Raw genomic sequence first — 24,853 nt, 5'->3', positions numbered from 1 at the left:
AATGTCAAAATCAGACAATTTCTGCAATCGATATGCAGTGCTGAAACCTTCAATGCTCTTTTCTGCATTGCTAAGCTTGCTTTTAACAACCGAAAGTTTATTTGCCCAAACACCTAAAAAACCGGAAGCTAACCGGTTCACCAAAGTTGTTCTTGCGCAAAGGCTTGAAGAACCCATGCAGTTTCAGATCCTGAAAGACGGGCGGGTACTTTATGCGGAGCGGAAAGGTAAGTTGAAGGTGTATGATCCGAAATCGCAGGCCATGGAAACGGTGGCTGAGTTTGCCGTCAGTACAAAATATGTAAATAAAGCGGGCGAGGTCACCGAAGGGGAAGATGGCATGCAGGGCGTGATCCTGGATCCGGATTATGACAAAAACCACTGGATTTACATTTACTACTCGTTGGCTGGCGACGAGGCAAAAAACGTGCTGGTGCGTTACGAGTGGCATGGCAAAGAGTTGCTGGAAAGCTCGCGGAAAGTGGTTTTGGAAGTGCCGGTGCAGCGCGAAGAATGCTGCCACGTAGGCGGAGGAATGCTTTTCGACAAAGACAAAAACCTGTATCTGACTACGGGTGATAATACATTTTCGCGCGCTTCCGACGGTTTTGCGCCGCTTGATGAAAGGCCGGGAGAATCACCCCGCGATTCCCAGAAATCATCTCCGAACACCAATGATTTGAGAGGAAAAATTTTGCGCATTCATCCTGAACCGGATGGTACATACACCATTCCCAAAGGCAATCTTTTTCCTCCGGGAACGCCGCAGACCAAACCTGAAATCTATACAATGGGCAACAGAAATCCCTGGCGGCCAACGATCGATTCGAAAACGGGATGGCTTTACTGGGGAGAAGTAGGCCCGGATGGTTCCCGTGATGATATCGAAAAACGCGGACCGCAATCCTATGATGAATTCAACCGCGCCAAAGGACCCGGATTTTACGGATGGCCGTATTTTGTTGCCAATAATAAGGCTTATGTAAAGTACGACTTCGCCACCAAAGTTTCCGGCGCGCCTTTTGACCCCGCCCATCCGGTCAACAATTCTCCGAACAGCACCGGTTTAAAGGAGCTTCCGGCTGCACAGCCTGCCTTTATCTGGTATTCAAAAGCGCAAAGCCAGGAGTTCCCGCTCATGGAAAGTGGCGGTAACAGCGCAGTTGGCGGCCCGGTGTTCAGAAAAGATGATTTAAAAAACGCATCACGATTATTTCCCGAATACTACGAAGGAAAGTGGTTCATCACCGACTGGGTAAGAGGCTGGATCAATGTGGTGGAAATGGATGAAAAAGGCGAATACAAATCCATGGAGCGCTTTCTTCCTGACCTAAAATTAAAAGGGCCGATCGACATGAAGTTCGGGCCTGACGGTGATTTGTATGTGCTGGAATATGGAAACGGTTATTTCAAAGATAACCCCGAGGCAGAACTGATCCGGATCGAATACAACAGCGGGAACAGAAAACCATTGGTAGAAGCATCAGCCAGCAAAACGGCGGGCGCGCTTCCCATGCAAGTCACGCTGTCATCGGAAGGCACCAAAGACTTTGACGAAGACGACGCGCTGCAATACGAATGGGTTGTCAGCAAGAACAAAGCCGTTTTCAAAACGCTGAAAGAGGCGAATCCTTCGATCACTTTTACCACGCCGGGCACTTATCAGGCAACTTTGACTGTCACGGATAAAGCCGGAGAAAAGAATACCAAATCGGTTGAAATTAAAGCTGGGAACGAACCTCCGGTGGTTGAATTTAAAATAACCAAAGGAAATTCCACCTTCTATTTTCCAGGAAAAAGCATTGATTATGAGGTGCGTGTGAGCGACAAGGAAGATGGCAGTCTTGCAAACAAGAATATTGCGCCTTCCCAGGTTTCGGTCAGTACGAACTATCTTTCCGAGGGTTTTAACTTAACCCGGATCGCGCAAAAGCAAATGAGCGTGGATGCTTCGGCGCAATATGCAACTGCGATTTCGCTGATCAATAATGGCGATTGCAAGGCTTGTCATGCTATTAAAGAAAAGGTTTTGGGGCCATCTTTTACGGCTATATCTGCCAAATACAAGGGTGATCCAACGGCAATTGCAGGTCTGTCCAAGAAGATATTAAATGGCGGTTCGGGCGTTTGGGGGGATGCATTCATGCCCGCCCACCCGACCATGGCGGAAAGCGATGTGAAAGGAATTGTCCGTTACATTATGAGCTTGTCGGACGCGCCCAAACCGGCCAAAACATTGCCTGTGAAAGGCACCTATACGACCGTCGTTCCCAAGGGCGATACGGAAGGCAGCTTCATATTCCGCGCCGCATATGCCGATAGGGGCACAAAAACAGCGTCCTCGCAATCCTCGGAAGCAACGCTTGTCCTTCGCAATCCGTTGGTGCCAGTCGCATTGGCCGACCAGGTTAAAGACATCAGTTTTAACAATGACAGTACGATGGCATTTGTCAGAAATTCCGGCGCGTCTTTCAGGTTTAAAGGCACTGATTTGACCGGTATCAAACAAATCGAAATTATTCGTGCATCCGGGCGGAATGCACCGACACCGCCTTCGGGAGCGATCGAGGCGCGTGCGGGAAGCGCGGATGGAGCTGTTCTCGGAAAATTTTCCGGTGAATACAGTGATAAAATGATCCTTGACATTGCTGCCGGTGCAGGTTCTGGTGTAAAAGATGTTTATTTTGTCTTCACCGGAGCGCCTATCCGAATTAAGGCTATTCGTTTCGGCGCCGGTGAATAAAATCAATCCATATCAAATAGTATAGTTGTGTATAAGCTTATTTTCAACAGCGTTTTTCTGGCGGTAACCGCAGCCAGCTCGTTTGCCCAGAATGCGCCAACGATCATCCCGATTGAAACCAGACAGAATGTGCTGGTCTTGCAAACAGACAAGGATAATCATCTTGAAATCACTTATTTCGGAAAGAAACTAAGTCAGTCCGCAGAATACAAACTCATTCCATCGCAGAGCCGCCAACAGGATGGAAATGCGGGAATTTATAACTCGGCTTATACTCCGGCGGGAACCTGGAATGTCTCCGAACCAGCATTGCAACTGACGCATGGGGACGGAAATAAATCACTGGATCTTGTTTATGTAAGCCACAACACCACAAAGGAAAACGACAATGTAAGTCTTACGAGCATTGTGTTGAAAGACCCGGTCTATGCAGTGGAAGTGACACTTTTTTACAAAACTTATTTTCAGGAAAATGTGGTGGAGCAATGGAGTGTGATCAAAAGCGAAGAGAAAAAACCCGTTACGCTTCAAAAATACGCTTCCGCCAATCTCTATTTCATCGCAAAAGACTATTATCTGACGCATTACAATGGCACCTGGGCCAAAGAAATGAATCCGGAAGAAGAACAATTGACGGCCGGGATCCGGGTGCTGGATTCGAAACTCGGAACACGCGCCAATCTTTATCAGCCACCGAGTTTTTCCTTGTCTTTTGATAAACCGGCAACAGAAACGGAAGGGAAAGTCTTACTGGGAACACTCGCTTGGTCAGGCAATTTCAAAATGGAATTTGAGGTTGATTCTTATCATAATCTGCGGTTGATCGCGGGTATCAATCCTTATTCCTCAGAATATCCGCTTGCCTCGAAACAGGAATTTAAAACACCTTCTTTTATCTACACATTCTCGGAGAACGGAAAAGGAGAAGCCAGCCGCAACCTGCATAACTGGGCCAGAAAATACCGGATCCTGGACGGTGAAGGCACCAGAATGACGCTTTTGAACAACTGGGAAGCCACTTATTTTGATTTTAACGAAAGCAAACTGTCTGAGCTTTTCAAAGATGGCAAGAAGCTGGGCGTTGATCTGTTTTTGTTGGACGACGGCTGGTTTGCCAATAAATATCCAAGAAACAGCGACGGGGCGGGCTTGGGAGATTGGCAGGAAAATGTAAAGAAATTGCCCAACGGAATTGGCTATCTGGTAAAAGAAGCGCAGAAAACAGGAATCAAATTCGGGATCTGGGTTGAGCCGGAAATGGTCAATCCGAAAAGCGAGTTGTATGAAAAACATCCGGACTGGGTCATCAGACAGCCGCAGCGCCCCGAACATTATATGCGAAATCAGCTTCCATTGGATTTGTCAAACCCGGAAGTTCAGGATTTTGTCTATGGCATTCTGGATAAGCTTTTTACCGAAAATCCGGACATCGCCTACATCAAATGGGACTGCAACGCAACCACATTCAACCCTTACTCGGCTTACCTTGAAAAAAGCAAGCAAAGTCAGGGCAAGCTTTATGTGGATTATGTGAAAGGACTGTATAAAGTGCTGCAAAAGCTGCGCGCAAAATATCCGAAAGTGCCCATGATGCTTTGCTCGGGCGGCGGCGGTCGTGTCGATTATGAAGCGCTGAAATATTTCACAGAATTCTGGCCCAGCGACAACACCGATCCATTGGAGCGCGTATTTATGCAATGGGAATATTCGTACTTCTTTCCCTCGATCGCGCAAAGCGCACACGTAACCGATTGGGGAAAACAGCCTTTGAAATTCCGCACTGATGTGGCGATGATGGGACGACTGGGTTATGACATTGTGGTCAGTCATTTAAATGAAAAAGACCTGCAATTCAGCCAGCAGGCAGTCGCAAATTACAATGCAGTGAAAGACATCATTTTCCAGGGCGATCTTTTCCGGTTGGTCGACCCAAAGAAAAGTGATTACGCCGCGCTGATGTACACGGCGAAAAACAAATCCAAAGCCATTCTATTCTCCTATTTAGTCGGCAACAGAAACGGTGACGGCTCCGACACGCCGATCCGCCTGGAAGGTTTGGATGCAGCAAAGAATTATAAAGTACGAGAATTGAATCTCTATCCTGGGACCAAATCTGCGATTAAGGAAGATCAGTTTTATTCCGGAGAATATCTGATGACGGTTGGTTTTAATCCGGTGGTGAATGTGAGGAGAACGAGCGTGGTGTTGGAGATTGAGGCGATGTAGGGTGTTATTTTTTGAAGAGATTATGATTATAAATCTTGTGCTATGAACCTGAAATACATATCGATAACGCTTTTAACGATCGGGCTTTCGCTTACCCTACGATTTTCCGCTGATGCCCAAACATCCGAAGAAAAACCGCTATGGCCATCGGGTATCACAGATAATCCTGTGCAATATACTACTGGCGAAGAGGTGGTAAACTTCGATGTAAATTCCCAGTCGCTTTCAAAAAAGAACCGGGTCTTTCGCAAAGTGTCCGTTCCTACTTACGTGCTGCATTTACCACCGCCGGGAAAGGAAACGGGCGTTGCGGTTGTGATATGTCCCGGAGGCGGTTTTGTAGATAATTGGTTTGATCGGGAAGGAACAGACCTTGCGCTTTGGCTGAAAGAACGGGGCGTGGCATCGATGGTGTTGAAGTATCGCCTGAATACCAGGGATAGCACCAAAAATTTTGTAATTCCCAGAGAAACCTATTTCGCAGCTGCATTCGATGACGCAAAGCAGGCCATTATCACTTTGCGAAAAGATGCAGCTAAACTTAAAATTGATCCCAATAAAATTGGCATAGCAGGTTTTTCGGCAGGCGGAACATTGGCGGTAGAACTTGCAGCAACCGACGAAATAAATAAAGAACCTGGCAAGGTTAGCTGGAAACCCAATTTCGCCGGTCTTTTTTATGCTGCATTTCTAAAAACCTACACGGTTCGAAAGGAAAGTTGTCCCCCGATTTTCCTCATCAATGCCCACGACGATAAGTTGACCACAGCCGCCAAATGTGTTGATTTTTATTCATCGTTACTGAAAGCAGAAATTCCAGCCGAAATGCATATTTACAACAAAGGCTCTCACGGATTTGCAATGGATTTTACAAAAGGCGAAACCCTAAAATACTGGCCTGAGAGCTTTTTAGGGTGGCTAACAGACATTGGAATGGTTCAGAAAAAGTAAGTGTATTTAACTGGATCTTCTGAAATTACTGATTAATAGCAAAACCTGATTGTCCCCACAGAAAGGCCACTGTTAATCCAGTTTCAACGGTGGCCCAACCACCTTCATTTCGTTTTGTTCAAATATTTTGGCGATTTCTTGTGGCGTAGGATCGTGCGTCAGCGCCGCCATTTGCAAGAAAAAATCTTCCAATTTTCCAGCCGGCTGCAAGGTTACCAGCATTTTGCCTTTGGCCGATGCCTGCGTCCAGGCGTGGGGGACGGCTCGCGGCAGAAAGATACTCTCACCGGCCGTCAGGCTAAATCTTTCCTTATCCACAAGGAATTCATAAGCGCCTTCAAGCACATAAAAAACTTCATCCTGGCCCGGATGCACATGGAGCGGAGTTCCGCGGCCCTGACTGAGGGAGGTTTGCTCAAAAATCGCAAAACCACCATTCGTATCGCTACCCGAAACCTTAACATCCAACACATTCGCATTGACCCCCTTTAACTGGATGTGACCATGTTTGCGGCCTTCCCCAGCCTTGGTTTTAAATACTTTTTCGATCATTCCTTTTAAAGCCGCTGCCTTCGCAAATACAATGGCAGGAAGTGAACAAATGGCAGCCATACTGCCAATGAATGCGTTTCTTTTCATAGGATGATGAGTGTTTAAGGTTGATTTGTTCAGGTTAAAGGCATTCGGGAAAAAGGGCAAATGTGCGCATTACGGCTAAATGGACGCGTGGCGTTTGCGTTAATTTAGTAAGCTGATATTTTAGAGGAGAGGTGCAACTAATGTAAGGATGTCGCACGTGCCGAGCGCTACCTTTAAATAAGTTGGAAATAGCGCGAATGGAAGTCACTCTTCCAGTATTCAGGTTTGTTCATTGAATTTTTCCTGTAAACATTGTATTTTCGAGGAAATGACCAGTACTATGCAGCAAACATTTCAGATAAATCCCGCCAACATCAACGCGCAAGTGATAGAGAACATTCTTGCTACTGCCAAAGCCAAATTTGGAAGTCGTACATTTCGACTCATCATTGATGACGAGCCTATTGCCGCACCGGTTGATCAAAAAGAGCTTTATAAAAAGACCCTGCAACTGCGCGAGCTCTTTAAAGATGTACGTGTCCCTGCTAATTTAAATTTGACAGACCTGGCAAATGAAATGCTGGGCGAATGAACAAAGTCTATTTTGATACCGATGTTTTAATCCATCTGCTTGTTTCTCAAGAACCCGATAAAGCAGAGCTAGCTTACCCACTCTATAAGGCGTCCACAGACAATAACCGTTTTTTTTCATTGCTTTGTATGCAAGAGGTGGCTTATGTACTGCATCTTTTGGGGCAACAACCAGACAACATTGAGCGGATGCTAAACACCTTTTTGCACTCAGAACCGGCACCATATGATTTAAACCAAATGATGCGCGGCATTCAACTAGCTAAGTTGGTTGGTTTTTCAAAATATTAGTGATTGCATTCATACAGCCATAGCCGAAGATCATTGCACAGAACTGGTCACCTTCAATAAATCCGATTTTTCAAGCGGATCCAAAGTTCTCTAAGTTTAAAATTACAATCTTGTAATTTTAAACTACACGACTACGCCTTTGTACATTGTGATAGAAATAGTTTCTTAATGCTTGCAGGTGAAATATTCGCAGTATGCCGGGAATACATTGATTTGAATGACTATGCAAACGAGAGAAATATATTACAGAACTAAGAATCCGTCACCGCTTCTCTAGCAGATGGAAGGAGCGCGCATCCTGAAAAGCCGAAAATCCGAAAGGACTTGAAAAATCAAGAATTATTGCGGTTAATATCCTAGCAACATTGCGAAAACTTGGAACGAGCCCGAAGGATTTGGTTGAGAATTTGCAGGTAAGACCTCAAACTGTGGCCCTGGGTGAAAGGGGATAGCAATTTTAAGATTGAAATGATCGTGCGGATTGAGGAGTTGCTGGCGGTTGAGTTGATTGGGGTTAGTGTGGGGTGATTCGATTGTGATATAGCCTATTTGTCATAACAATGACCTTTTTCGGCAAATACGAAAATGGTCACAGTTTATTCAATGATTGGATAGATGAGGCGAAGGTAGTCATCAATGCATCACGATTACAATCGGAAAGATTATTACACTGTGAACGGATTTTAAATAAAAATAAATAGCGCTTCTTAAATGCAACTAGTCATCGTTCCAAATGATTGAGTCTTTTTCTATTACATCTGAACTTTTTAGAATCCGCCCACTAATTATCGATTTATCAGGAGCGTGCATATCCAGATTATCATATCGTGTCTCCATCACGACACAGTCTTCCATAAATACCGGTTTGATTTTTTTGACTGATTCTTGACAAATCGCTACATTATCCGTTCGATGTTTGGCAGCAATGCTTGGATATATAATGCAGTCATAATGAGGGATAGAATCGCCGACAGCATATCTATTTCGAAGAACCATATCAGAAATATATGCACTAAAGAGATATTCAAATCTCTTTTTGCTTGATATGGCAATATCTTTTACAAACTCATGAGCGATAAATTCGAAATATAAACTCGTAATTCTTTTGAATAGAGAATTTTGATTCTTCATCATTTTTTCAAATGATTTGAATGTTTTAAGCACGCCTTCATTAGCTGTTATGCTACTATTCAATATTGGGGAGCTGATAAAAGGATCATTATTCTCTTTTTCCCACTGAGAAATTATTATTCTTTCACCAACTTTTGGTTTTATTTCTAATAGTGCAATATTTGGATGGAATGAGCAATAAAGTACTGTTGAATCTGGTGTATTTGCTCTTCCATAAAATCCATTGCTTTTTACCACGGATAATGGCGGGTAGCTGATAAAATCTGGATTTCTAACCTTGTCCCCGTCAAGAAAAATATCTCTAACAGTTGTTATCCTATATAGGTATTTAAAATATAAAGGTTCTTGCAAAATTCCTACAAAAAGCAATATTTCACCTAAGAAGTCCTTAATGCGTTTCTCTTCGTTGACGGTTATTGCTGAGAGTTCAATATTTTTTAGAAATTTGTATGCCTTCAAATAAAAATCCCGGCATGCGCGTAGTATTTTTTCGTTTTTTTAGAAACGTCTCGCTTAGACATAGCTTCACTTATTGCCTCCTGTTCAGGAGTCAAATTTCTGGCATTAACAACCGTTTTGTATAAAGGAATTTTTGGGAAGTGCATTAAGTTTAGTTTACGCAGTCTGTATAACTTTACAAGGTGTCTTGCATGAACCGTCCCATTGTGACAATTCTAGTTTTCTGATATTCCTCTAACACTAGTAAATCTTCATCACCGGTAATCAAAAAATCAGCCTCACAACTTTCACAAACGCCCAGCAAATAATTGTCATTCTTATCCCGGACAATTTCAGGTGCTATTCCATCCTTGGTTTTCTTCAAAAACTTCAATGCAATGATCTTAAAGCGGTTTACTTGCTTGTGCGTAATATATTTTGCAAATTTTGGGCGTCCTATCACATCACTAAATTCATCCATCAAGTCAGATGAATAGAATACTTGCATGTCTGGATTTTTAAGAATACTATAATAAAGTGTTCGGCGGGATTTTCGACTGATACAGGCAGATATATACCAATTAGCATCAAGGACGATGCTGAGCTTTTTGCTTTTTTTCATTCCGGCACGCATTGATTTCATCCTGGATCTCTTGGGTAGACATTTCGACATCAGGCAGTTCTGCGTCGAGTTCTTCGAAGAGTTGATCAATCATGCGATCCTGTATTTTTTTTGCAATAGATAGCCGTGCCTTTGCTGGGAAGGCCTCAAAGGTCTTTATGAATTCGGTCTGTGTCATTGCATTACCTGTTCTCATTTCCCTCAATTTTACCGTTCAGAAATACAAGTTACTAGAAAAATCATTGCCATCGAAACGCAACAAGGTTTCTATGCCGATAGTCAGTTATTTCCCAATCAACCGCTCCAACCTTTCCATCATCTCATCCTTCTCCTTCAACATCCGCTCATACAAAGCAATCTTCTCCTCGTGAAGCTGCATTAATTTGTCGATCGGGTTATTGTTGGTTTGGTAAATGGCTGAGCCGTTATCAAATGTGTTGGATATGATGTTAATCGCTTGATTTTCATCAAAATTCCGAATCGCTTCAGCTGGGATTTTCAAAATTGCCGCCACTTGCTCCAAGATATCGGAATCGATCTTTTCCCTCTGTTCGAGCAGGGAGACTTTTTGCTGGTTCCAATCTTCGCCTAGTTCGAATGCGAGGGCGTCTTGTTTGATCGCGAGCATTTCCCGAAATCTTTTAAGATTGCGGCCTTCGTGGATCTTGGGATTGGAGATAGTATGTGTCATCGGGAACGGGTGTTTGGTTAAAAAGGCAATTTAGGTAAATCTCCCGGTAAGTTCCCGGATAATTTACGGGCTATGGCTTGTAAGTTACCGGGCGGTTAGGTCATTCCAGCGTTACTTTTTGAATCGCCATGTCGGCAAATGCTTTTTTATCCTGATCCGTGGCTTGTGCTGGTATAATGGCGATTTGTAGTGTTTCGACATTCTGTAAATCAAATTTTCCAGCTTTGGGTGTGGTGTCTAGCGAATAAAGCATGTACTACCTTTCCAGGCTAGCTCCTTCAACCTTTTGGACATAAAAAAAGCCAGCTTTCTTTCGAAAACTGGCAGTTGCAGAGAGGAAGAGATTCGAACTTATTTGTAACCTGCTCTGAATGAATAATTTATAAAGCTATTTTTGCCTGCTCTCGAATTGCTCACCTTGATATTTTAGTTGGCAACGGACCTATCAAATTTAAGAAATTCTATCTTTTTAGAAAAACTTTGATTGCATTAATTCCGCTAGTTGAAGTCTGACAAACAAACTCGGCAAAAGGGCAGCTAAATAAGTGGCCCTATTTGCTAAGACTGTGAGAAGCTGCCAAAAGCTTACGGCATAATGGCGGCTTCTTCCATCGCAGAGGAGGTGAAAAGTTAAACCGCCAGCCCGATGGGCACTTATTCCATTTCCTTTTGGCTGATAGAGGGCCACTGCTAGAAAGGCTTTCTTTTTTCTCGTTTTTTAATCACACAATCCTCCCTGAGCATGATGAGACGAAATACCCGGTAAACTTCCTAATTATAGCCCGCCCGGAATTGCAGCGGTGTTTGCCGTGTCTTCGTTTTGAAAAGCTTGCTAAACGATTGCGGATAATCGAAACCTAATGCATAGGCAATTTCACTAACAGATAGATGCGTTGTCGATAATCGCTCTTTAGCACGTTCGATCAGCTTTTCGTGGATCAAATGTTGGGTAGTGCTCCCGGTGAGCTGTTTCAGGCAATCGCTCAGATACTTGGAAGACAAATGTAATTCCTCGGCCAGAAATTGTGCCGTGGGTAAACCATTGTTGAGCTGATCGGAATCAAAGTGATTGTTCAAGATTCTCTCGACTTTATTCAAAAGCTCGTTGCTGACCGTCTTACGAGTGATAATTGTCTGTTGTAATATCGGTCGCAGTAAGTCAGCATGAGCTCAATGTTAGCAATCCATACTTCCTGACTGAAATTGTCAATTGGCAGCGACAACTCTTTTTGCAGTTGGAGGAAGATGTTTTCCACCGTCTTTTGCTCGTCGTCTGAAAGAATGAGCGCTTCATTGACTGCATAATCGAAATATCCGTAAGACTTAATCTTGCCGCCCAGAGCAGCGTTACGAAGAAAATCCGGATGCATGGACAGCTGCCAGCCAGCTTTTGCAGGGACGAAATCCTTATCAATAAAACTCACCTGCCTGGGCGCAAAGCACGACATTACTCCTTCGTCAAAATCGAAAATACTTTGGCCGTATTGTATTTTGCAAGGACATTCCGTTTTCAGAGTAACCTGGTAAAAGTCCGTAATAAGCCTTGTCCGCTGTTCAATTTTTATCTCAGGGAAATCCTCAAACCTCGTCAGGCTCACCAGCGGATGCCTGGGCTTCGGCAGCTGCAAGAGTTGGTGCAGCTGGCTGATCGACTGAATGTGAACCGTTGTTGTCGTTTCCATCGTACAAGTTAGCTAAATCAAACCTGATTTTTTCCGATAGGAATTGGCCATAAACCGGGCGATCATCGCATTTGGCAATAAGGTAGTCAACCGTGCGCCGATCCGGTTTCTGCTTCCGGATACCTGGAAATGTTTTTTTGTCTCCAAAGCTTTCAATAATTCATCTGCCACTTCTTCCGGCGTTTGCGTGACTGCTGTTTGATAGTCTGAGCTTAATCCGACTCCTTTTTCATTATTAATGCCCGCAGCTTCGTTAAAATTGGTTTTTGTCAGTCCCGGCGCAAACAGCATAACCTGAATATTGGATGGTTTACATTCCTCGGTTATCGCCTCGGTAAAGGAGCGGACAAAAACTTTGCTTGCCGCATAGGTCGCCATGTAAGGTATCGGAATGAAGGCTGCCATCGAGGCAACATTGACGATTGTGCCACGTTTTCGCTCACGCATAGGCTGCATGAAAAGATGCGTCATCGCTACCAGGGACGTATCATTAAGTTGTATCAGATCTAGTTCTGACTGCAAATTCAATGTTGCAAACTCGCCACCCGATCCAATTCCTGCATTGTTGACAAGCATTTGGATCTCCCAATCTTGTTTTTGGGTTTCTTGAAAAATTTGAAATGGAGCATCCTGTTTAGTCAGGTCTGCTGCAATGTAAGTTGCCTGCACTCCATATATCTCCTGTAAATGTTGACTAAGCTTGGAGAGCTTCTCTGCGTTGCGCGCCACAAGAATAAGGTTATGCTTTTTCTTAGCCAGCTTTATTGCCAAACCTTCACCGATTCCGCCCGAAGCGCCTGTTATCAAGGTATATTTCATTTGTTCTCTGCATTAAATGACAATACAAAGGACGCTCGCCGCCGCTGAACAACTTGTAATCAAAAGTCGGTTTGTTGTGTTCAATAGTCGGGTAAATAGTCAGGCATTGTGGAGTGTATATGTTAAAGACAAAAAAAGTTGGTTTTGGAGGTAGCTGCCATTGGTGTACCGAAGCAATATTCCAATCCTTAAAGGGCGTGATTAATGTAAGTCAGGGCTGGATTGAGTCGGACGATAATTATGCCGAATTCTCGGAAGCAGTGGTTGTCGAATTTGACGCTGATGCGATTTCCCTTGAAAACCTAATTGAAATCCACCTTTATACGCACAGCAGCACTTCCCAACATGCGATGCGATCTAAATACAGATCCGCGGTTTATACTTTCCACGATGATCAGGAAATCCCAGCAAAACAGGCTATTGAAATGTTGCAAAAGGAGTTTGAAGATCCAATCATTACAAAAGTGATTCCGTTCAAGACCTTCAAGTTGAACGATCAGCAATATCTGGATTACTACTATAAAAACCCCGACAAGCCGTTTTGCAAAACTTTCATTGATCCGAAACTGAAGATTCTATTGAAGCAGTTTTCAAGTCATGTGGATGAGGAGAAGTTGCGATCTTCTGAGTGTGAAAGGATGTTGAATCCCATCACGATAACTTTCTGACAACGTCCATGATCTTTTGTTCAAGCCTGCTTTCATTCGGTTGCGACAGAATCGTAGTAATTATCTCTTCCCGCTCATCATTTGGAAGCGCTTTGAATTCTTTCAACATTCCAGCATCATTAAAACAATCAAGCAGCTGATCTTTTGAGCTGAGCTTATTGTCAGAGTTCATGTACATCGTTACAATCACTTCATCTCCGCCACTTTTGTTAATGGCTTTTCTGATGGTGCCATTAACAGAAACCATTTTATCAGCGTTTGTGACAGGTGCGAGGTTCAAATCTTTGAATTCATAGCCATCAATCGTACCGGATACTTTCATTTCGCCCCAGCTGCCCTGAATGTCTTTCGTTCCAGGTATTACCAGATGATACGTCCAGGCACCCTTTCCGGGCTGATGCCTGAGAATCAACTTTTCACTCTTTAGTAATGTTTTCATCTTTCAGGTTTGCCAGACATATTGAAATTTATGGATCGCCGAGTCTTTTCTGCCAATCGGACACCCAATCTCCCAAATGTGCCCAAACGGATCTTTGAGCTTCTCATTTTTCGAGATGTGATTGTCTGATTAAGTAGCCGTAAGACGCGAAGAATTTTTCACAACTTTGCGAGCCGGTCGTTCAAGTCCACCAGACCAGACTTTTGCAGACAATCAGCTGACAACGCCAGTAACTCATCCTTCGACTCACTTGAAGCTATGTCGATCAAATCGGGATTGCTTCCATCACCAGGAATTCTAAACGCCCTTCTTATTGGGTCAGCAGCAAAACATTCCGTCTGCTGATTTTCAAATCAATTTTGATTTGATCATTCATTCCGGGGATACTCATGATGGTATCATACACACTGGTCAAATCTTTCACGTTCATCATGTCTTTTTTAAGTTAGAATTGGAACTGTACAAAGCTACCAATTGCCCGCGAAACGATCCTAAGGAGAATTTACCTAGGATAGGTGTCTGACTTTCAAGCTCCTTACTTTCGCTGTCACGAAACAAAACATTAAGCCAAATGAGAGAAAGAACGAGGGGAAATGGTGGGCTTTTGACCTTGGTACAAATCAAGGAATTAGACATTGTGGATTATCTATTGGAGCTCGGATTCGAGCCGGACAAAATCAGAAATGTCGACCCTTGGTATTTATCACCATTTAGAAATGAGCGGACTGCCTCATTCAAGGTCAATAGAAACCTTAATCGATGGTACGATCATGGCCTGGGGAGCGGTGGGACCCTTATCGATTTTGCAATACTATTTTATCAGTGTACCGTCCGCGAGGTTGTCAACCTGTTTTCAGATTATCTATCCTTTCACAAGCCACGACCGCAGCCTATTCCCAGGACGATGCATGTTAATAGAAGTCAATTGGAAATTTTATCGACCGCTACTTTAAGTAGTGAATCGCTGATCAGGTCCATCTCCTCAAGACGTGTGTTTGACGAGATAGCCAAGCGATATTGCAGGCAGGTCAATTACCGAGTTGGAGACCGGAGGAATTTTGCGCTGGGCTTGCTGAAAGATTCAGGTGGTTATAGTTGCGCAATTCATTTACAAAGCTTGCGAGTAGTCCGAAAAACATAACAACCATTAATGTTGGTGCCACGACTGTCTCTGTGTTCGAAGGGATGTTTGATTTTTTATCGTACAAGACCATCATGAGCCAGACAGTCGAGGTGCCCAAGAACCATGTGATACTCAATTCCATCTCACTTTTCGAAAGGTCACGATCATTTCTCGAACGCCACAGTCAGATTAACCTGTATCTCGACCGGGATACGGCGGGGTTAAAGTGTAGTTTAGCGGCGAAGGCGATCAGTGAAAAGTACAATGATGTAAGCGGCCTTTATGATGGCTTTAAGGATCTCAATGATTGGCATGTAAGCGTCACTTAATCCGGTGAACGTTTGAAATCTCTCCTTGAATGAAAATTGCGATGCACACCTTTAAAAGGCTGAAAGGATTGCCTCTTATTCGCCATCGGCCAGATGTCAGGTTGTATCACAACCTAAGGATCTGGCCGCCTGAACACTCCGGAGTCGTGGGCGGGATTGAATGAAAAATGAATGTCAAAATGTGAAAATGATAATGTGATGAATGAAGACAAACACAACCGAACCGAGTGGCTGCACGTCCGCTTAACGCCAAAGGAATATCAACAGCTTCTTCGAAAAGTACAAAGAACTACATGCCGTAAAACAAGCGAATATGCCAGGAAAGTACTGCTTCTAGAACCAGTCCTGGTAAACCATCGCAACCAGTCATTCGACGAAGTAATGATTGAATTGACCCGCCTTCGACGTGAGCTTACCACTGCGGGCAACAACCTGAATCAAGCTGTTAAAAGATTACATGCACTCACGCAAATTGCTGATTTTCGAAGCTGGTTGGAAGCGTACGAGGGCGATAAGAATCGCCTGATCGAGATGGTGAACGAGATCAATATTTACATCAGCAAAGCCTCGAAAATATGGTTGCAATCATAAAGACAGGGATGTCAATCCGCAGCACTTTTTACCACAATGAAAACAAGTTGAAGGAAGGCGTAGCAGAGTGCATTTTGGCAGGAAACTACCCGGACGATGCCGCAAATCTTTCCGAGCAAGAGCGTTTGAATATGCTTTTGAAGTTGGCCGCTTTGAACAAAAATGTGGTTCGAAATAGCGTCCACATCTCCCTAAACTTTGACCCTTCTGAGCAACATTCTAAGGCGCTGTTATAAGAAATTTCACAGGCTTATATGGGGAAGATTGGCTTTGGTGATCAGCCATTCCTGGTGGATCAACATTACGATGCCGGGCATCCGCAGATCCATATTGTGAGCGTAAAAGTAGGGCATGATGGAAGCCGGATTGAAACGCAGAATATCGGTCGAAACCAATCGGAAAGAGCGAGGAAGGAAATCGAACAAGAGTTTCATCTTGTCAAGGCATCAGGCAAAAACAACAGCAATCAGAACACTTAAAACCTGCGATGGTCAGTGCGAATTACGGGAAAGTGGAGACCAAGAGAGCAATATTAAATATTCTTGCGAGGGTCATAGAGAAGTACAAATTCACTTCTCTTCCCGAGTTAACTGCGGCCTTGAACCGCTACAATGTGGCGGCGGATCGCGGAAATGAAGAGTCCAGAACTTTCAAGAAAGGTGGGCTTTACAACAGGATGCTGAATGCAAAGGGCGAACGGGTTGGTGTGCCCATAAAGGCTAGCGACTTTCATCAAAAACTGACATTGAATTACCTACAAAACCGGTTTAAAATTAACGATCAACTGCGGCAGACAGACAAGTTAAGAGTCAAAAAAGCGATTGATTTCACATTGTACGGAAAGACGAATGTAACACTTGATCGGCTCATTAATATTCTCAAACGAGAAGGAATCGACACCGTTCTAAGAAAGAATGAGAGTAGGCTGATCTATGAAATTACTTACGTCGATCACCGATCGAAAGCAGTTTTTAACGGAAGTTCTTTCGGTAAAATTATAGTGCAAAAGCCATTCAGGAACGCTGTGTGACTATCGATACCGCCATAGCTAACAGGCTATCGAATACGGAGAAACAAGAACATTCAATGGCAGCTCATGGACAGTCAGCCACATCAAAAAACTATTTGCTGGCAACTCATGAGCAGAGCAATGACGCTAGACTTTTCAATGGCGAGGATTCACTGTTTGATCCTGCCAAACAAGATGATTTCACACCAGCTCACCTTCGTGGAAGGAAACGTAGAAAGAAGAAAGGGTTCTCTCAATCACTTCAAACTTGTTTTATAATGGCATCGAACACCGGCAAAAATGAGATAAGCCTTCGCAAAATAACCGATAGGACCCGCTTGATCAGCATCCTGGTCCTCGCATTGCACTTTTATTATTTCGGTTACCAGGCATTCCAAAATTGGCACCTGACATCTTTAATTTCAGACCGGATTTTGGATAAAATTTTGCCGCAGGGTTGTTCTCTTTGTTCAGTAAAACGAAGATTCTGGCACTCGTTTTCTTAACCATTTCACTGGTCGTGGGGAAAGGTAAAAAGGGCGAAAATATACGGATAAAACCTGCCTTGATCAGTGTTTGACAGGGTTCATGAGCTATTTTTTAAGTGTTCTTATTCTGAAAACATCAGTCGAAGAGCAATTTAGATCAGCTCTGTATATGGTCTTTTCCTCAATTGGTTTCCTACTAATATTGTCCGGTAGGAGCCAGTTTTCCAGATTGACAACCGCTCGTTTAAGCAACGACATCTTTAACAAAGACAACGAAAGTTTCCCTCAATTTGAACAACTTCTGGAAAACGAATACTCGATCAATCTTCCAGCGGAATACCGTTACAAGGGCAAAACGCGGCAGAGCTGGATCAATATCATTAATCCTTTTCGTGGGGTGCTGGTGAGCGGATCTCCGGGATTCGGGAAAACATTTTTTATTTTTCGACATGTGATCACTCAGCACATTGAGAAAGGTTTTTCGATGTGCTGAGTGATTTTAAATACAGCGATTTGACCCTGCTAGTATACAACGCCTGGCTTAAAAACAGATCTAATTCTCCAGTTGAGCCGGCTTTCTATACGATCAATTTCGATGACCTATCGCGGAGCCATAGATGCAACCGGTTAAATCCTGAGAGTATGCTTGACATTACTGATGCAGTGGAATCAGCAGGTACTATTTTAACGGATTGAATCGAGAGTGGATCACACGCCAAGGCGATTTCTTTGTCGAATCATCCATCAACTTTATGACAGCTGTTATGTGATCTATTGCATACGGTGCTGTATGTATCGCGGCGATAATGTATCCTGCTTCATTTTTCGACGCGTGTCAAGTCTTGACTTGCTAGCAGCACCTTGTTTTGCCCCATAGCTTTGTCAAGCTTATCGACGAACGCCATTAAGTGCCCGTGACGAGGATGAGTGTCTTCAGACCTCTTAGTCGTTACTGAATTTTCGGGTGGTACACAAATACCGTGGTTTAAACGAAATTGTGCCAACTTGCCTTTTTAATGATTACAATTCCGGAAATGGCTATAATAGTACATTTTAGTAGTCTGATAGGCGTTACGATGTACTCAAGAACAAAAAGGATTTATATGGGGCACTTCTCAGAATTATTAGGAGCAGCAGTTAATCCAGTATTTGATTTTCACGTCAATTGTTTGGTTACCTGATTACAACAGGTTTACATATAAGTCTTCCGCAGATGTGCGATACGTATCGATGACAGCCCACTGATTTATCGCTGTTTAAAATAAAAAAAAGGGATAGACCTTAAATTAAGTTCACCTTCGGTTTGGACTTTTTTCAAACGTTCAGACCGTGCAATTTAGATAGGTATATATATGAAACAATGATGAAGGACTCTTTCTGAAGTATTATAAAGGTAGTCTAGGGCTGATAGTACTTTGTCTTTAACGGCTCAGGAGTTCGTCTATTTAACTGAGTCGAACAACCTTTCGGCCATTTTTTGATCGTGCCCATAGATGTCCTTTCGGAAATTAACTTTGCCGTTGTGGTCTACCCAGGCAGTAAAGTAACCGATGAACACAGGTATTTCGTTGCTGCCACGAAGACGAACATATTTCTCTTTGCCGCTATTCATGGCTATGGTTATTTTGTCGGTTGTCCAGGTTGAGTCACTGCGCAGCAAAAACTCCGCCAGTTTTTTGGGCTCCGACAGCCGGATGCATCCGTGGCTAAATGCGCGCTGTGATTCTGCAAACAAATTTTTCGAGGGAGTATCATGCAAGTAAATATTGTAACTATTGGGAAAGAGAAACTTGACAAGTCCTAATGAATTGGATTTGCCAGGCTTTTGCCGGACACTGCCTCTGTTCCACTCCATATTATGCCGCGCCAAATAGTTTTTATTGCGTTTGATGCCAGGCAAGATTTCATTTTTCAATATGCTGGGTGGAACATTCCAGTAAGGACTAAATACGATCTGGTTTAGCTTGCCCGAAAAGATGACCGTGCTATGGACCTGTGAGCCTACCACAGCATTCATGCTGAACGCGAGCTGCCCCTTTTCATACATATGCAGCCGGTATTCAGGAATATTAACCAGTATATAATCTGTCTCAGGAGCCGCTGGAACCCATCTGATCCGTTCCATATTAATAAGCATTTGGCGAATCCTTTCAGCCACGGGCACATTCAGTTCCTTGAAAAACGCCGCGCTGATCTGTCCGGATGCTTTAAGCCCCATTCGGGTTTGAAACGAACATACGCCATGAAAAAGGGTGGAATCAAAAAGATTGGTTGAATCTGCCTGTTTTAGGTCTTGGAGCAATGCCAGCCGTCTCTTGATTTCAGGTATTTCTGCGGATGAATCGCCTAATTTGAGCGTTTTAGTTGAATTTATTTCTTTCCAATCTTGATTGGCAAGCGGATGATAGATTTTAAGCTGCTCTGTAAGCAGGTTATACTGGCGGTTCACCGGTTCATACGAAGCCAGGTTTGCCCCTTTGTTCTTCAGCAGGGAATCTAAAAATTCAGCTGGATTTACCTTTTTACGGGGTATAAACCAGTCAAGGTCCTGAATGTTGATATTCCTGTCGCCTGAATACGCCTTTTGGGTATACCTGAAAAAATGTTCCGTTAATGCAAGTTCAGTGTTAATTACAAGCGTATCTGTTGGGATAATGTGATTTAGTAATCCTAATGAATCAATGCTTGCCAAAAGCGCCGGGTCATAGAGAGAGCTATCACCTGAAACATAGATATAGTCATTTTGCAGGGCCAGGAATGTAGGTACAAACTCGGCCATCCCATCAGGGAAAAACCAGGCAAATTGATAGTTTCGGCGGTTATAAAAGCTCTGTAATTTGTTGACCAGGCTATCATCCACGCTATGTAATTGCACAAAGCCAGCCAATGCAGTAGTGTCAATGAAAAGTTGAGTAAACGAATTCTCAATTTTGATTGACGTGTCCCTTTTGTCAACTTCGGGCTGCTTTTTCTTGTGCTTTGTCTGACAGGAAGCGAGCATCATCAGCATCATCACAAATACGAGCGATGCGTTTATGCGGCTAACTAAATGTACTGGAGTTTGGTCCGACATATTATTAAAATCTCCGTCGTTCAGGTGTATATTTTATCATTGATCCACCATTGAGCATTCTTAATGAGCATACCGAAATGGACGTAAAATGCCCCGACTGCCAATAAAGCAAATGCTGTCCAGATAACCAATCTATCCTCACTGAATAAAGGGTTGTAGATATTGACCGCAGAAAAGAAACTTCCTGTTACTGCCCAAAGCAATAACCAGGGCCAATCGCTCAAACTTTTCTTTTTGGCTTGAAGGGAACGGGCAATCAGCAATACGCTGCGCGTTAAAAGCCAGACCCCAGCAAATAAAGGAAGAGATATTGCGGCCAAAATCGGATTGGTCATGAAAATAATTCCAAAGATCAAGTCCAAAATTGCCCCGGCCAGAAACCATCCCCAACCTCTGAAAAACCTGCGGTTTTCTATGCAAAAAGCAAGCTCGCAAATGCCGCTGATCATCAGCATAGCTGAGAAAAATATGCTGAGCTCATCGTATGTAATGGACGGATTCCGTGCCACATATACGCCGGCACCGATTAAAGCGGCTCCCGAGAGCATAAATATCCACCAGTAGTGAATAGGGTGCTGTGCTTGCTTGCTGATGATTGTCATTTCGATAGGTTTATCTTGTTATGCCAGGATCGCCGGATCCCATTTCCAATTTGAAATCTCAGGCATATCTTCTCCGTGCATTTCAATGTAGGATTTGTGGTCAAGCAACTTATCACGGAGATATTGTTTGAGATAGGCCCCTTTTGCGCCTAATTCAGGTAGACGGTCAATAACGTCACTCACCAAATGAAAACGGTCCAGATCATTAAGCACCACCATATCAAAGGGTGTTGTCGTTGTGCCTTCACCCTTATAGCCACGCACGTGCAAGTTTTTGTGGTTGGTCCGCCGGTAGGTGAGGCGGTGGATCAGCAGCGGATATCCGTGGAAAGCAAAAATGATGGGTTTGTCTTTGGTAAACAGGATATCAAAATCCTTATCATTCAAACCATGCGGATGCTCGCTTTCAGGTTGGAGCGTCATTAAGTCAACCACATTGATGACCCTGACTTTCAGTTCCGGCAAATGTTCCCTGAGAATTTGAACAGCTGCTATGGTTTCAAGCGTGGGAACATCTCCTGCACAGGCCATGACCACATCGGGTTCGAAACCTTCGTCGTTACTGGCCCATTTCCAGATGCCCAAGCCGGCCGTGCAATGTTTGATAGCAGCTTCCATATCCAGCCACTGCATTTCGGGCTGTTTTCCGGCGACTATGACATTGATGTTGTCCCGACTTCTCAAACAATGATCTGTAACTGAAAGCAACGTGTTGGCATCCGGCGGCAGATAGATGCGAACAATTTCTGCCGTCTTATTGGCCACAACATCCAGAAAGCCCGGATCCTGGTGACTATTTCCATTATGGTCTTGTCGCCATACATGCGAGGTTAACAGGTAATTTAGCGAGGCAATCGGCTTGCGCCAGGGAAGGTTACGCGAAACTTTAAGCCATTTTGCATGTTGATTAAACATTGAATCCACAATTTGAATGAATGCTTCATAGCATGAAAACAAACCATGTCTTCCAGTTAACAAATAGCCTTCCAGCCAGCCCTGACAAAGATGTTCGCTCAAAACTTCCATAACCCTGCCATCAGGTGAAATGTGGTTATCACCCTCCATAATTTCAGCCGTGGAAGTTCTTCCGGTGATGTCAAACAAATGCGAAAGGCGGTTGGAAGAAGTTTCGTCGGGCCCAAAAATCCTGAAATTGCGTCCTTGCCAGTTTGTTTTCATTACATCCCGGAGAAATTCTCCCATAATAGAAGTTGCTTCCGCCTCAATGTTTCCAGGCGTCGGCACAGCTACGGCATGATCGCGGAAATCCGGCATTTTCAAATCAACTAGTAGCGAGCCGCCATTGGCGCTTGGATTTGCGCCCATTCGCCGGTGTCCTTCCGGTGCCAGTTCAGCCAGTTCGCGGATCAGCCTGCCGTTGTCGTCAAAAAGTAATTCAGGCTTATAACTCTTCATCCAGGCTTCCAGCATTTGTACATGCTCGGGTTTGCTGGCCAGTTCCGCCAACGGCACCTGATGCGCGCGCCATGTGCCTTCGATTTGTAAGCCGTCTACGGTCTTAGGTCCGGTCCATCCTTTTGGCGTGCGAAAAATAATCATGGGCCAGACCGGCCGCTCTTTAAAGCCCTCAATCCGCGCATCACTTTGAATCTGCCTGATTTCTTCCACGACAGTGTCCATGGTAGTAGCCAGCAGTTCATGCATTGCTTCTGGATCATCGCCTTCTACAAAATAAGGATTGTAGCCATAACCCCTGAAAAGCTGCTCCAATTCCTGTTTTGGAATTCTTGCCAAAACGGTTGGATTGGCAATCTTGTAACCATTCAAATGCAGGATAGGAAGCACCGCGCCATCGTGCACCGGATTAAGGAATTTGTTGGAATGCCAGCTTGCCGCCAATGCGCCGGTTTCAGCCTCGCCATCGCCTACCACACAGGCTGCGATCAGGTAAGGATTGTCAAAAACGGCACCAAACGCATGGACGAGTGAATAACCGAGCTCACCACCCTCGTTAATAGAACCAGGTGTTTCAGGGGCCACATGACTTGGGATGCCGCCGGGAAATGAAAATTGTTTAAATAGTTTCTGCATCCCGGTTTCATTTTCTGTGATATCAGGGTAAACTTCGCTGTAAGTGCCTTCCAGATAGGTGTTGGCCACAAGTCCGGGGCCTCCATGGCCGGGGCCAGCCACGTAAATAATATTAAGGTCGCTATGCTTAATGACCCGGTTCAGGTGGACGTAGATGAAATTTAGCCCAGGCGTTGTCCCCCAGTGTCCCAACAGGCGCGGCTTGATATGTTCGAGTGTCAAGGGCTTTCGAAGCAACGGGTTGCCATACAGGTAAATCTGCCCGACAGACAAATAATTGGCAGCTTGCCAGTAAGCGTTCATTTTCCTTAACAGATCGGCAGATAAAGTTTTCACTCCAACATCTTCCATTTCCATATAATCTTTATCGTTTAATGAATTGCTAGTACTATTTCCATCACAACCCTGCCTATTTAACCTTTCAATGAAAGTTGATTGCCTAGCATGCGTTATAAAGGTGACGCTATTTTAGTCAGCAATGGTTATTAATTAATTACAAAAACACATTGCTTACAGAGGCGGATATTGAACCACTTCCAGAACCGATAAAAAGGTATTTATATACCACAGGGTCGATGCTCAAACCCAAAAGTCAGTCACTTTAAGGCAGAATTTGTGGGTAAAATCCGCAAGGACGCACAATCGGAGTAGATGCCCTTCAACTCCTGTACCTGCCGGACATCTACAAAATACATCCTTTTATTCGGGTAGCCCAGCGATGTAAGGACATCTTCCAGCAGGTACCGGTCGTCTGCATCATCTTCGATAATGATAATCGGGCCTCATTTGTTCATAAAGTGAACATAGCTATATCTTCTTTCGAAGGCTTTAATCCCGCATGATTGCTCTAAACTAGAATGCAGGTTTTTGATACGTTCATTTAAGCGCTTATGCCATTTTTGGATAGCAACTAAGCTTTCCATGATATGGCGATGCCTGGCATCTAAGGCTATCAGTCGATTTTGAAGTAAACGAGAAGATTTGGACAATACGGCAGAAGGTACTTCACTAATGTGTAGTCTGTCTTGTAATTGTTTCAAAAAGAATATGGTCAACGAGTTGCTTGACCGAATTGCTCTGAACAGGGCGGAGAAGAGACTCAGATTAAACTGATTAGATGTAAGGTAACTATGTTTTGATGGTAAACAATGTTCTCCGGGCTTTATTATTTAGTTAAGGTGTTGATATATAGGAGTTACCGTTAGTTTCGTGCGTTGACCGTTTTCCATATTGTGTTAACAAGGTAGTCGTACTGGTCAGGCTTAAGAAAGTGCGCATCGAAACAAGATAATTGGATAGGATTACCAGTTAATTTTTCGATGTTACCTGATATAGCAATGATGGCTATATGTTTCCCCCAATCCTGTTCTCGAATTAAATTGCAGGCTGTAATCCCATCCATTATGGGCATGTCTATATCCGTAATAATGACATCTGGCTTTAACTCCTCTGTTGCTTCCATACATTCTCTGCCATTGCTGCGCGTAACTACTTTGAACCCATGCATCTTTAAGAACATTGCCGTGATAGTTGCCTGATCATGATTATCATCCACAACAAGTATGCTAAGATCTCTGGATTCATCTAGATGTTTCATTCTTTGTAAAGTTAATGATGGCTCCCGCCTGTAAAAATCTATACCATCAATATTTCGTCACATGCTTTTAGGGAATCTAATAGGTGCATGAAAACGGCACTTGTATAAGAAAGAGAAT

27 protein-coding genes and 2 pseudogenes are annotated in these 24,853 nt (G+C 43.8%); 14 read left to right on the top strand and 15 right to left on the bottom strand.

Annotated features, from left to right (window positions below):
- Window position 1 precedes the first annotated feature (1 nt).
- The 3 genes from LZG74_RS09810 to LZG74_RS09800 are packed head-to-tail and all read left to right on the top strand — an operon-like array spanning window position 2 to window position 5,920.
- Window positions 2-2,743, top strand: a complete 2,742-nt coding sequence (locus tag LZG74_RS09810) for a PQQ-dependent sugar dehydrogenase (RefSeq protein WP_233796401.1) — start codon at window positions 2-4, stop codon at window positions 2,741-2,743.
- 27 nt (window positions 2,744-2,770) lie between these two features.
- The gene (locus tag LZG74_RS09805; protein WP_233796400.1) at window positions 2,771-4,969 is read left to right on the top strand and encodes an alpha-galactosidase; all 2,199 of its coding nucleotides are present in this window, start codon (window positions 2,771-2,773) and stop codon (window positions 4,967-4,969) included.
- A gap of 42 nt (window positions 4,970-5,011) precedes the next feature.
- Entirely contained in the window at window positions 5,012-5,920 is a 909-nt protein-coding gene (locus LZG74_RS09800) for an alpha/beta hydrolase (protein ID WP_233796399.1), read from the top strand.
- Between the two features lie 72 nt (window positions 5,921-5,992).
- On the opposite strand, the gene LZG74_RS09795 is transcribed toward LZG74_RS09800, so the two are convergent.
- Window positions 5,993-6,559, bottom strand: coding sequence for a cupin domain-containing protein (locus LZG74_RS09795; RefSeq protein WP_233796398.1), 567 nt, complete (start codon window positions 6,557-6,559; stop codon window positions 5,993-5,995).
- A gap of 280 nt (window positions 6,560-6,839) precedes the next feature.
- Here LZG74_RS09795 and LZG74_RS09790 point away from each other — a divergent pair, with 280 nt between their 5' ends.
- A complete protein-coding gene (locus LZG74_RS09790; RefSeq protein WP_233796397.1) occupies window positions 6,840-7,091 on the top strand; it encodes a hypothetical protein in 252 nt (83 codons plus the stop codon).
- Entirely contained in the window at window positions 7,088-7,381 is a 294-nt protein-coding gene (locus tag LZG74_RS09785; RefSeq protein WP_233796396.1) for a hypothetical protein, read from the top strand. The genes LZG74_RS09790 and LZG74_RS09785 overlap by 4 nt, the downstream gene beginning before the upstream one ends.
- Before the next feature lie 717 nt (window positions 7,382-8,098).
- On the opposite strand, the gene LZG74_RS09780 is transcribed toward LZG74_RS09785, so the two are convergent.
- From LZG74_RS09780 to LZG74_RS09745, 8 genes are all read right to left on the bottom strand, one after another.
- Window positions 8,099-8,971 carry an RES domain-containing protein gene (locus LZG74_RS09780; RefSeq protein WP_233796395.1) on the bottom strand — a complete coding sequence of 291 codons (873 nt, stop codon included), beginning with the start codon at window positions 8,969-8,971 and terminating at the stop codon, window positions 8,099-8,101.
- 175 nt (window positions 8,972-9,146) lie between these two features.
- On the bottom strand, window positions 9,147-9,572 hold the full coding sequence (locus LZG74_RS09775; RefSeq protein ID WP_233796394.1) for a putative toxin-antitoxin system toxin component, PIN family: 426 nt from the start codon (window positions 9,570-9,572) through the stop codon (window positions 9,147-9,149).
- Window positions 9,538-9,768, bottom strand: a complete 231-nt coding sequence (locus LZG74_RS09770) for a hypothetical protein (RefSeq protein WP_233796393.1) — start codon at window positions 9,766-9,768, stop codon at window positions 9,538-9,540. The genes LZG74_RS09775 and LZG74_RS09770 overlap by 35 nt, the downstream gene beginning before the upstream one ends.
- 87 nt (window positions 9,769-9,855) lie before the next feature.
- Entirely contained in the window at window positions 9,856-10,263 is a 408-nt protein-coding gene (locus LZG74_RS09765; RefSeq protein ID WP_233796392.1) for an XRE family transcriptional regulator, read from the bottom strand.
- A 100-nt stretch (window positions 10,264-10,363) separates the two neighbouring features.
- Entirely contained in the window at window positions 10,364-10,516 is a 153-nt protein-coding gene (locus LZG74_RS09760) for a hypothetical protein (protein WP_233796391.1), read from the bottom strand.
- 518 nt (window positions 10,517-11,034) lie between these two features.
- Window positions 11,035-11,340, bottom strand: coding sequence for an AraC family transcriptional regulator (locus LZG74_RS09755; protein WP_233796390.1), 306 nt, complete (start codon window positions 11,338-11,340; stop codon window positions 11,035-11,037).
- A gap of 17 nt (window positions 11,341-11,357) precedes the next feature.
- Window positions 11,358-11,945 (bottom strand): hypothetical protein, encoded by a 588-nt coding sequence (locus LZG74_RS09750; RefSeq protein ID WP_233796389.1) that lies wholly within the window; start codon window positions 11,943-11,945, stop codon window positions 11,358-11,360.
- A 12-nt stretch (window positions 11,946-11,957) separates the two neighbouring features.
- A complete protein-coding gene (locus LZG74_RS09745; protein WP_233796388.1) occupies window positions 11,958-12,764 on the bottom strand; it encodes an SDR family oxidoreductase in 807 nt (268 codons plus the stop codon).
- A gap of 119 nt (window positions 12,765-12,883) precedes the next feature.
- Between LZG74_RS09745 and LZG74_RS09740 the strand changes: the two genes are divergently transcribed.
- Window positions 12,884-13,432 carry a peptide-methionine (S)-S-oxide reductase gene (locus tag LZG74_RS09740; RefSeq protein ID WP_255699136.1) on the top strand — a complete coding sequence of 183 codons (549 nt, stop codon included), beginning with the start codon at window positions 12,884-12,886 and terminating at the stop codon, window positions 13,430-13,432.
- Here the strand turns inward: LZG74_RS09740 and LZG74_RS09735 are convergent.
- A complete protein-coding gene (locus LZG74_RS09735) occupies window positions 13,416-13,871 on the bottom strand; it encodes a DUF1905 domain-containing protein (protein WP_233796386.1) in 456 nt (151 codons plus the stop codon). The two genes, LZG74_RS09740 and LZG74_RS09735, sit on opposite strands and share 17 nt — an antisense overlap.
- A gap of 571 nt (window positions 13,872-14,442) precedes the next feature.
- Between LZG74_RS09735 and LZG74_RS09730 the strand changes: the two genes are divergently transcribed.
- From LZG74_RS09730 to LZG74_RS26205, 8 genes and pseudogenes are all read left to right on the top strand, one after another.
- Complete coding sequence (locus LZG74_RS09730; RefSeq protein WP_233796385.1) at window positions 14,443-15,012, top strand: hypothetical protein; 570 nt, start codon at window positions 14,443-14,445, stop codon at window positions 15,010-15,012.
- Between the two features lie 74 nt (window positions 15,013-15,086).
- Complete coding sequence (locus tag LZG74_RS09725; RefSeq protein ID WP_233796384.1) at window positions 15,087-15,323, top strand: toprim domain-containing protein; 237 nt, start codon at window positions 15,087-15,089, stop codon at window positions 15,321-15,323.
- A gap of 171 nt (window positions 15,324-15,494) precedes the next feature.
- Window positions 15,495-15,914: a plasmid mobilization protein gene (locus LZG74_RS09720; protein ID WP_233796383.1), complete on the top strand. Its 420-nt coding sequence runs from the start codon at window positions 15,495-15,497 to the stop codon at window positions 15,912-15,914.
- A complete protein-coding gene (locus LZG74_RS09715) occupies window positions 15,899-16,150 on the top strand; it encodes a hypothetical protein (protein WP_233796382.1) in 252 nt (83 codons plus the stop codon). Before LZG74_RS09720 ends, LZG74_RS09715 begins: the two co-directional genes overlap by 16 nt.
- 3 nt (window positions 16,151-16,153) lie before the next feature.
- Window positions 16,154-16,393, top strand: a complete 240-nt coding sequence (locus LZG74_RS09710; protein ID WP_409014462.1) for a relaxase/mobilization nuclease domain-containing protein — start codon at window positions 16,154-16,156, stop codon at window positions 16,391-16,393.
- Window positions 16,394-16,401: 8 nt separating this feature from the next.
- Window positions 16,402-16,944: a hypothetical protein gene (locus LZG74_RS09705; RefSeq protein ID WP_233796380.1), complete on the top strand. Its 543-nt coding sequence runs from the start codon at window positions 16,402-16,404 to the stop codon at window positions 16,942-16,944.
- A gap of 56 nt (window positions 16,945-17,000) precedes the next feature.
- The gene (locus tag LZG74_RS26210) at window positions 17,001-17,429 is read left to right on the top strand and encodes a YWFCY domain-containing protein (RefSeq protein WP_255699133.1); all 429 of its coding nucleotides are present in this window, start codon (window positions 17,001-17,003) and stop codon (window positions 17,427-17,429) included.
- A pseudogene (locus LZG74_RS26205) lies at window positions 17,381-17,904 on the top strand (YWFCY domain-containing protein). The gene LZG74_RS26210 and the pseudogene LZG74_RS26205 overlap by 49 nt, the downstream one beginning before the upstream one ends.
- A 948-nt stretch (window positions 17,905-18,852) precedes the next feature.
- Here the strand turns inward: LZG74_RS26205 and LZG74_RS09695 are convergent.
- The 5 genes and pseudogenes from LZG74_RS09695 to LZG74_RS09675 form a co-directional block, all read right to left on the bottom strand.
- Entirely contained in the window at window positions 18,853-20,484 is a 1,632-nt protein-coding gene (locus LZG74_RS09695) for a murein L,D-transpeptidase (RefSeq protein WP_233796379.1), read from the bottom strand.
- A gap of 20 nt (window positions 20,485-20,504) precedes the next feature.
- A complete protein-coding gene (locus LZG74_RS09690) occupies window positions 20,505-20,819 on the bottom strand; it encodes a hypothetical protein (protein ID WP_233796378.1) in 315 nt (104 codons plus the stop codon).
- A gap of 57 nt (window positions 20,820-20,876) precedes the next feature.
- A pseudogene (locus tag LZG74_RS26510) lies at window positions 20,877-21,032 on the bottom strand (DUF308 domain-containing protein); the annotation flags it as partial.
- A gap of 72 nt (window positions 21,033-21,104) precedes the next feature.
- A complete protein-coding gene (locus LZG74_RS09680; protein WP_233796376.1) occupies window positions 21,105-23,495 on the bottom strand; it encodes a phosphoketolase in 2,391 nt (796 codons plus the stop codon).
- Window positions 23,496-24,339: 844 nt separating this feature from the next.
- Window positions 24,340-24,735 (bottom strand): response regulator, encoded by a 396-nt coding sequence (locus tag LZG74_RS09675; RefSeq protein WP_233796375.1) that lies wholly within the window; start codon window positions 24,733-24,735, stop codon window positions 24,340-24,342.
- Between the last annotated feature and the right edge of the window lie 118 nt (window positions 24,736-24,853).

The sequence above is a fragment of the Dyadobacter sp. CY327 genome, from assembly GCF_021390415.1.
In the GTDB taxonomy this organism is placed as follows: domain Bacteria; phylum Bacteroidota; class Bacteroidia; order Cytophagales; family Spirosomataceae; genus Dyadobacter; species Dyadobacter chenhuakuii.
The sequence above is the reverse complement of the archived record's forward strand: the minus strand, read 5'-3'. Positions and strand labels throughout refer to the sequence as shown.